We start from the raw sequence: 8,430 nt of genomic DNA, 5'->3' as shown, positions 1-8,430 counted from the left end.
CGCGGCCTACGCATCTCCACCTGGGAGGGCGCGGTCGCCACGGCCCACATCAGCATCACCGGCGCCGTCGGCGGCAGCGTCTTCCTGACCGGCTTCGCCCTGCTGCTGGGGGCCAACAGCTTCCAGCTCGGCATCCTCGGCGCGCTGCCCTTCATCGGCCAGCTCTTCCAGTTCGTGGGCGCCTACCTTGAGGAGCGGATGGGCGACCGGCGGCGGCTGGTGCTCAGCACGGGCCTGGCCGGGCGCCTGATCTGGGCGCTGCTCCTCGCCCTGCCCTTCATGAGCTTCCTCGGCGGCGCGCAGCTGCTCGTGTTCTTCGTCGGGCTGGCGTGCTCCTACGCGCTCAACGGCATCGCCGGCAACGCATGGCTGAGCTGGATGAGCGACCTGGTGCCGGCCCGCCGGCGCGGCAGCTACTTCGGCATGCGCAACACGGTGGCGGCGGTCGCGGCGATGGCAACCACCTTCCTGGCCGGGGCGGCCCTGGACAGCGCCCGCGCGCAGGGCCAGGACGCGCTCGGCTACGCGATCATCTTCGGCGTGGCGGTGCTGGCCGCCCTCGGCTCGGCGGCCCTGATCGCGCGCCAGGCCGAGCCGCCGATCAAGCCCAAGGGCCGGGTGAACCTGGCCGATATGCTCAGCGGCCCCCTGCGCGACCGGAGCTTCCGCAGCTTCGTGGCGGCCAACGTGGGCTGGGCGCTGGCCACCGGCGTGGCGTCGCCCTTCTTCAACGCCTACGGCCTGAGCACGCTCAAGCTGGGCTTCTCGGCCCTGGCCCTCCAGGCGATCGTCACCAGCGCGGTCTCGCTTGTCTTCGGGCCGCTGATGGGCCGCCTGCAGGACAAGTACGGCTACAAGCGGGTGCTGGTGCTCTGCATCGTGGGCACGCTGCCGCTGCCCTGGGGCTGGGTGATCGCCACGCCGACGAACATCATCCCGCTCTGGATCACCTCGATCCTCTCGGGGGTGTTCTGGCCGGGGATCACGCAGGGCATGGTGAACGTGCTGATGGACCGCGCGCCAGCGAACTACCGCGGCGCGGCGATGGCCTCGTTCAGCGCGATCACCGGCCTGGGCACGCTGACGGCGGGCCTGCTCGGCGGCGCGCTGGCCACGCTGGTCGCCGACACCCAGATCAGCGTCGGCCCCTTCCAGATCGTGGGGCTGGCCTTCCTCTTCGTGCTGAGCAGCGCGCTGCGCGCCATCATGGTCGGGGTGTTCTGGAAGACGTTGTAGGGACGCAGCGCGCTGCGTCCCTACAGCGTCTTCGCTGGGGATGCGCGCCCCTCGACCGCGGTATCCCCGCTGGGGGCTACGCGCCCCCAGACCCCGCGGCAAGGGGCCTGCCCCTTGCATCCCCGCGAGGGGCTCCGCCCCTTCGAACCCTGGAATCTTAGGTCTGTAACAACGTCATTGCCCGTTGTCATGACAGGCGAGCCGCTTCGCGGCATAGGCACTTGTTGACGCGCAGCTGCACCGCCCTGCCCACAGGCCAAACAACGGGCATTCCACACGCCACCGCATCAAATTCGGGGGGTCTGGGGGGCGACGCGCCCCCAGGGGGGGGGCGGCAAGAAGAGCGCGCCCACCCCGGCCAGCGAGGAGGCCCCGGCCACGCCGAGCTGGAGCGGGCGCACCCTGCGGATCTACTTCCCGCGCGGCGGTGACCACGAGGGCAACGTGCGCCACATGCAGAATGTCCACGACATTCTGGGCTCCAGCAGCGGCGAGGATATGGTCAAGCTGTACGTGCCCAACGGGGTCGGCATCGTGGTGCTCCAGTCGCAGCACACGGTGAGCTGCACGGACGGCCTGATCGACGGGCTGCGCGGGGTGCTCGGGTCAGAGCGCGTCGAGGTGGGGTAGCGGGCGCAGCAGCGCGGCGCTGCTGCGCCCTTACGCGGGGCTCACCCGCACCCGGTTGGAGTGGAAGCTGCTGCCGCCGCCCAGGTCGGCGATCGTGTCGGGGGTGGTCCAGTTCACATTGCGGCCGTCGGGCGAGAGGCTGGCCCACTGGCCCTTGGGGGCCACGGCGACGCCGGGGGGCACGTCGGCGGTGACGACGGCGCGCAGGCGGCACCAGCCGCGGGCGCTCTCGACGCGCACGGTGTCGCCGTGGGCGATCCCGCGCGCCGCCGCGTCCTCGGGGTTGATCTCCACAAAGGGCGCGCCCTCCTTCGCCCGCAGGCTGGGCTGGTTGCCGAAGCTGCTCGACACGAAGTGGTGCGAGGCGGCGGAGATCAGGGTGAGGGCTGGGGGCTGAGGGCTGAGGGCTGAGCGATCATCTTCCTCAAGCTCGGCGGCGGGGACGTGGTCGGGCAGGGGGTCGACGCCGTGGGCGGTCATGGCCGGGCAACGCAGCTCGACCCTGCCGGATGGCGTGGGGAAGCGGCCGCCGGCGAAGGGCGTGTAGTCCTCGTCGCTGAAGTGCAGCGGCACGGTGCCCTGCTCGCGCAGCCGCTCGAAGGACACGCCCTCAAGGTAGGGGCTGGCCGGGGCGGTGGCGGCGAGCAGCTCCTGGATCACCTCCTCGGCGCTCTGCTGGAGCCAGGGCTCGGCGTAGCCCATGGCGGCGGCCAGGGAGCGCATGGTGTCCCAGTTGCTGCGGCACTCGCCGAGCGGCGCGATCGCCGGCTGGTTGTACTGGAGATTGCGGTGGCCGTAGGCGCCGTGCAGGTCGGCATGCTCCAGCTGGGTGGTGGCCGGCAGCACAATGTCGGCGTAGCGCGCGGTGTCGCTCATGAACTGCTCGTGGACGACGGTGAACAGGTCGTCGCGCATGAGGCCCCGGACGATCAGGCCGGCGTTGGGGGCCGAGGCGACCGGGTTGGCCCCGTAGACGAACAGCGACATGATCGGCGGGCCATCCACCTCGCCCAGCAGGGCGGCGCCGATACGGTTCATGTTCACCGCGCGCGGGGTGGGCGGGCACTCACGCGCGTGCCCCAAGGCCTCGGCATCCCAGCGCACGTAGCCGCTGGTGCTGTAGGCCAGGCCGCCGCCGGGCACGCCGTACTGGCCGACGAGGGCCGGCAGGCAGCAGAGGGCGCGCACGGCCTGGCCGCCGTTGGCGTGGCGCTGCATACCGTCGGCGAACTTGAGCAGGGCCGGCTTCGTCGTCGCGTAGCGGCGGGCCAGGCCGACGATCGTCTCGGCGGGGACGCCGGTGATCTGGGCGACGCGCTCGGGCGGGTACTGGGCGGCGCGCTCGCGCAGCTCGCGCCAGCCCTGGCTGTGGGCCTCCAGCCAGGGCTCGTCGTGCAGGCCCTCGGCGAAGATCACCTGCATGATGCCCAGTGCCAGGGCGGCGTCGGTGGCCGGGCGGGGCTGGATATGCTCATCGGCCGAGCGGGCGGTGGTGGTGCGCCGGGGGTCGATCACCACCACGTAGGCCCCGGCCTTCTGGGCCTGGCGCAGCAGCGGCATGAAGTGCGGGCCGGAGCTGGCCGGGTTGTTGCCCCAGATGATCACCAGCCGGCTCCTCAGCACGTCGGCCGGGTCGGGGCCGTGGCGCGCGCCGATGGTGGCCGCCACCGCCACGTGGGCCGCCGAGCAGCAGATCGTGCGGTCGAGCCCGCCGGCGCCCATCCTATTCCAGAGCCGCGCGTCGCAGACGCCCATCTGGATGAGGCCGAGGGTGCCGCTGTAGGAGTACGGCTGGATGGCGGCCGCGCCGTGCTCGGCGATGATCCCGCGCCAGCGATCGGCGATCGTGGCGAGCGCCTCGTCCCAGGAGATGCGCTCCCACTGGCCGGCGCCCTTCGGGCCGACCCGGCGCAGCGGGTGGAGCAGGCGGTCGGGGCTGTAGACTCGCTCCAGGTAGGGGCGCACCTTGGCGCAGAGCCAGCCCTGGGTGTAGGGGTGCGCCTTGTCGGCGTAGAAGGCCACCGCGCGCCCGTCGCGCACCTCGGTGATGGTGGCGCAGGTGTCGGGGCAGTCGTGCGGGCAGGCCCCGCGGATCAGCTCAGTGGTGGTCATACGTTCCCCTTAGTAGGGGCGCAGCAGTCACCGGATGTCCCGCGCTACGCGCGGCACATCGGGTGACTGCTGCGCCCTTACAGAATATAGATCACTCGCTCGTCGAACAGCTGGTAGCCGACGCGGGCGTAGGCGGCCTGGGCGCCGGCGTTGGCGGCGGAGAGCCAGGCCACCTGGCCGCCGCGTGAGAAGAAGGCGTCGGTGAGGGCGGCGCTGAGGGCGGCGGCGACCCCGCGCCGGCGGGACTCGGCGCGGGTGGCCACGCTGGCCAGCTCGGCCACGCCCCGGTCGTCGGGGAAGATCCCGCCGGCCCCGGCCGGCGCGCCGTCGAGCGTGGCCAGGGCCAGCAGCTGCGCGCCGGCGCGCAGCTGCTCGCGGGTCGCCTGCAGGCCCGCGGCGTCCGGCTCCGCCCCGGTGTGGCCGAAGGCCGCGCGCTGGATGCGCGACAGCTCCCGCAGGTCGGCGTCGGGCGAGTCGGCCGAGAGCAGGCGCACGCCGACGCCGGGCGGCGCGTGGTGGCGCAGGTCGGCCGGCGTGCAGACCATCATCGGCTGGCGCTCCTGGAGCGCCAGCCCGGCGGCCTCCAGGAGCGCGGGAAGGTCGGGCCAGGGGGCGGCGTTGAACTCGAAGCGCGGGCGGCGGCCGCGCGAGCGGAAGTGGGCCTTCAGCTGCTCCAGGGCGGCCAGGGCGGCGGGCAGATCGGCGACGGGCGCCGTCGGCACGGCGTAGTTCAGCCAGATCAGGTCGGTGCCCAGGTCGAGCAGGGCCTCGAAGGGGCCGAAGCGCATCACCTCGCGGCCGCGGGCCGCCGCCGCCCGGGCCGACTCCTCGCAGCGCCGCGAGAGGGCGATCATCTGGTCGGTCATTGTATGGCTCCATCTGGGCTATCGCCCAGTAGACCCGCTCAAGATGAGGGGTAAGGGCGCAGCAGCGCGGCGCTGCTGCGCCCCTGTTTGTCGCGCCGGAGATCCGCCGATTGTCTCTGGCAGCATGGGCGGGCTGATCATACCATGGGATCACTATGGCAGAACTTCAGATCTCCACACCCGCGCCGGGGCGGGCCGCCCAGGTGCGGGCCGGCTTCCTGGCCGTGGCCCCGCTGTGGCTGGGGGCGGCGCCCTTCGGCGTGATCTACGCGGTGAGCGCCCTGGCCGCCGGCCTCAGCCCGGCCCAGACGCTGGCCATGTCGCTCTTCGTCTTCGCCGGGGCCTCGCAGTTCACGGCGGCGGGCATGTTCGCCGCCGCCGCCGCCCCGGCCGCGATCGTCGTCACCACCCTGATCATCAACGCGCGCCACCTGCTGCTGGCCGCCTCGCTGGCCCCCTACCTGCGCCGCTCGGGCGGCTGGGTGCGCCTGGGCCTGGCCGCCCAGCTCACCGACGAGTCCTACGCGATCGGGGTGCGCCAGTTCCTCGGCGGGCGGGGCAGCGCCGCCTACCAGCTCGGGGCCAACCTGAGCATGTACGTGGTCTGGCAGCTTAGCACCCTGGCCGGCGTGCTGCTCGGCCGCGCCCTGCCCGACCCGGCGGCCTACGGGCTGGACCTGGTCTTCCCGCTGACCTTCATCGGCCTGCTGGTGCCGCTGCTGCGCCGCCGCGACAGCCAGGCCGTCGCGGCGGCGGCGGCGGCGCTGACGCTGCTGGGCGCGCTCTGGCTGCCGGGGAGCTGGTACATCCTGCTGGCCGGTATGGGCGCCAGCGCGGTGGGCGCGCTGCTGCGATTGCAGATTGCAGATTTTTGATTGCAGATTGCAGAACGCAGAGCGCAGAGCGCAGCGGTCAATCTGCAATCTGCAATCTGCAATCTACAATCACCCGGAGGTACGATGAGCATCTGGCTGACCATCGCGGGCATGGCGGCGGTGACGCTGCTGGTGCGGGCGCTGCCGCTGCTGACGATGCGCGGCGAGCTGCCGGGCTGGCTGGGGCGCTGGCTGGGCTACGTGCCGGTGGCCGTCTTCACCGCCCTGGCGCTCAGGCCGATCGCCGTGAGCGCGGGCGACGCGCCGCACCTGGTGGCGGGCGCGCCCCTGATCGCCGGCCTGGTCGGCGGGCTGGTGGCCTGGCGCACCGGCAACACCCTGGCCACGATCGCGGCGGGCATGGCGGCGTACTGGGCGATGCGGCTGGCGGGTGTGGTGTAAGGGCGCAGCAGCCGATGCGGATGATGATCCGCTTGTTGCTGGCGCCCTTGCTGCGGGTCTTCACCAGGGCCACGCGGCCCACCTCGGACGTGCGGGCGACGTGGGTGCCCCCGTCGGCCTGCAGGTCCAGCCCGACGATGTTGACCGTGCGCACCTCAGCGATGCCCTCGGGCAGCAGGCTGATCTTGGTGCGGATGAGGTCGGGGATCTGGAAGGCCTCCTCGCGCGGCAGGATCTGCACCTCGATCGGTCGGTCGGCGGCGACCTCGGCGTTGACCTTCTCGACGATCTCCTGGGCCAACTCGTTGGAGAATCCGGGCAGCTCGAAGTCGAGGCGGCCCTCGTCGGTGTCCATGTTGCCGCCGGTGACGGGGGCCTGGTAGTCGCGCCAGATCACGCCGCAGAGCAGGTGCAGGGCGGTGTGGGTGCGCATGAGCTTGTAGCGGCGGTCCCAGTCGATCTCGCCGTGGACGGTGTCGCCGACGGCGGGCGCGCTCGCGCCCTGGAGCGTGTGCCAGATCAGGTCGCCGGCCTTGCGCACCCCGGTGACCCGCCAGCTCCGGCCGCCCTGCGTGACCTGGCCGCCGTCGTGGGGCTGGCCGCCGCTGGTGGCGTAGAAGGCCGTCTGGTCAAGGGCCACATCGTCGCCCTCGACGGCGATCACGCGGGCGTCGAACGCGCGCAGGTAGGCGTCGGTATGGTACAGCAGGGTCGTCATCAGTCGGTGCTCCTTGCATCTCGGGGTTCTCCCCCGATTGTACCACTCGCAGGGGCCGGCCGATGCGTTATGATATGATCGCAGACTGTGGATTGTGGATTGCAGATTGAGGACCCTGCCGATGAACCTGCTCTCGAACCCGGTGCTGACCCGTGAGCTGCGCGGCCGCATCCGCGGCTGGCGCGCCCTGATCATCCTGATCGTCTACCTGTCGATCACCGGCCTGATCACCTTTCTGGTGTACGCGGCCAGCGCCAGCTCCTTCTCGGGCGGGCCGAGCGATGTGGAGGCGGGGCGGGGCATCGGCAAGGCGATCTTCATCACGGTGATGGTCTCCACGCTGGTGCAGGTCTGCGTGATCACCCCGGCCCTGACGGCGGGGGCGATCTCGGGCGAGAAGGAGCGCCAGAGCTACGACCTGCTGATCACCACGCTGCTCTCGCCGCTCCAGATCGTCCTCGGCAAGCTGGCCTCGGCGCTGGCCTTCGCCATGCTGCTGATCTTCGCCTCGCTGCCGATGGCCGGGCTGGCCTTCCTCTTCGGCGGGGTGAGCGGCACCGAGTTGCTGATCGGCGTGGCCGGGCTGGCCGCCACGGCGATCTGCTACGCCACCGTCGGGGTCTTCTGGTCCACGGTGATGCGCAGCACGCTGGCGGCCAACGTGATGTCGCTGGGCAGCGTGATCTTCCTGCTGCTGTTCATCCCCTTCATCTTCGTGGTCGGCTCGCTGATCGGCGGCGCGTTCAGCGGCGACCCGGGGATCGTCTACATCTACACGATGGGCCTGCTGCTCAGCGCGCACCCCTTCATCGCCCTGGGCATCACCGAGGCCTCCCTGAGCAGCGGCGAGAACGCCTTCTTCTTCACGATACCCTCCGGCGGCAGCGACATCCTGGTGCCCTCGCCCTGGCTGGTCTACCTCTTCCTGACCGCCCTGGCCACCGGGCTGCTCCTGGTGCTCTCGGTGCGCCTGCTGCGCCCGGTGCAGTACGAGGTGCGGCGGAAGAAGGGCGACGGGGGGTAGGCAGAGGCGTCTGGAACACGAAGGACACGAAGCGGGGCGGAGGACACGAACGCGGAGGGCGCGGAGGTGAGGACTACTCGGGTACACGCATACGCTGCGCTGATCACGCAGCCATACGGGGCGTCGCGCCGGCCAGCCCGCGTGGGATGATTTTAGCGCACTAGACAAGGTTCGTCGCAGCTTGACAGTCTACCGCCGAACGGCCCTCACCCCCCACGAGTTCGTCGCCAAGTGGCGCGGCGACGCCCGCAAGGAGCGCAGCGTCAGCCAGGAGCACTTCATCGACCTCTGCCGGCTGATCGGCCACGAGACGCCCGGCGAGAACCGGGACGGCTCGCTCTCAGCGACGAGGAGATCCTGGCCCGGCTGCTGGCGCTGAACCTGGCGCGGGCGGCGGGGTATAACCGAGAGCTCACCGCGCTCCTTCTGCGGTGTTGCCTGATTTGGCAGTAGAGCAGAAGTAACGCGGTGCGGCGTCGCCCGGCGGCTGAAGCCGCGAGCTCTTGTGTAACGAAGGCCGCCTTCGCGGCCTCAGGCATGCCGCGTAGGCGGCCTTCGCAGAACCGT

Annotated in this window: 8 protein-coding genes and 1 pseudogene; 6 read left to right on the top strand and 3 right to left on the bottom strand. The window is 71.5% G+C overall.

Going from position 1 to position 8,430, the window contains the following annotated elements:
- Both K2Z83_RS27230 and K2Z83_RS27225 read left to right on the top strand, forming a co-directional pair.
- On the top strand, positions 1-1,236 hold a 1,236-nt coding region (locus K2Z83_RS27230; protein WP_220598317.1), incomplete at its 5' end, for an MFS transporter.
- A 453-nt stretch (positions 1,237-1,689) separates the two neighbouring features.
- Entirely contained in the window at positions 1,690-1,866 is a 177-nt protein-coding gene (locus K2Z83_RS27225; RefSeq protein ID WP_220598316.1) for a hypothetical protein, read from the top strand.
- A 30-nt stretch (positions 1,867-1,896) separates the two neighbouring features.
- On the opposite strand, the gene K2Z83_RS27220 is transcribed toward K2Z83_RS27225, so the two are convergent.
- Together K2Z83_RS27220 and K2Z83_RS27215 are read right to left on the bottom strand one after the other, a co-directional pair.
- The gene (locus tag K2Z83_RS27220) at positions 1,897-3,978 is read right to left on the bottom strand and encodes a molybdopterin-dependent oxidoreductase (protein WP_220598315.1); all 2,082 of its coding nucleotides are present in this window, start codon (positions 3,976-3,978) and stop codon (positions 1,897-1,899) included.
- Positions 3,979-4,055: 77 nt separating this feature from the next.
- Positions 4,056-4,844, bottom strand: a complete 789-nt coding sequence (locus K2Z83_RS27215; RefSeq protein WP_220598314.1) for a GNAT family N-acetyltransferase — start codon at positions 4,842-4,844, stop codon at positions 4,056-4,058.
- Between the two features lie 155 nt (positions 4,845-4,999).
- Here K2Z83_RS27215 and K2Z83_RS27210 point away from each other — a divergent pair, with 155 nt between their 5' ends.
- Both K2Z83_RS27210 and K2Z83_RS29545 read left to right on the top strand, forming a co-directional pair.
- Positions 5,000-5,719, top strand: coding sequence for an AzlC family ABC transporter permease (locus K2Z83_RS27210; protein ID WP_220598313.1), 720 nt, complete (start codon positions 5,000-5,002; stop codon positions 5,717-5,719).
- On the top strand, positions 5,720-6,121 hold the full coding sequence (locus K2Z83_RS29545; protein WP_255604553.1) for an AzlD domain-containing protein: 402 nt from the start codon (positions 5,720-5,722) through the stop codon (positions 6,119-6,121).
- Positions 6,122-6,158: 37 nt separating this feature from the next.
- Here the strand turns inward: K2Z83_RS29545 and K2Z83_RS27205 are convergent.
- Positions 6,159-6,839: pseudogene (locus K2Z83_RS27205) on the bottom strand (alanyl-tRNA editing protein); the annotation flags it as partial.
- Between the two features lie 121 nt (positions 6,840-6,960).
- Between K2Z83_RS27205 and K2Z83_RS27200 the strand changes: the two are divergent.
- The gene (locus tag K2Z83_RS27200) at positions 6,961-7,863 is read left to right on the top strand and encodes an ABC transporter permease (RefSeq protein WP_220598311.1); all 903 of its coding nucleotides are present in this window, start codon (positions 6,961-6,963) and stop codon (positions 7,861-7,863) included.
- 181 nt (positions 7,864-8,044) lie between these two features.
- Positions 8,045-8,242, top strand: a complete 198-nt coding sequence (locus K2Z83_RS27195; protein ID WP_220598310.1) for a hypothetical protein — start codon at positions 8,045-8,047, stop codon at positions 8,240-8,242.
- The last annotated feature ends 188 nt before the right edge of the window (positions 8,243-8,430 follow it).

Origin of the sequence: Oscillochloris sp. ZM17-4 (assembly GCF_019599295.1) — a bacterium.
In the GTDB taxonomy this organism is placed as follows: Bacteria; Chloroflexota; Chloroflexia; order Chloroflexales; family Chloroflexaceae; genus Oscillochloris.
Note: the sequence above shows the minus strand (reverse complement) of the source record. Positions and strands in the feature narration are given on the sequence as shown.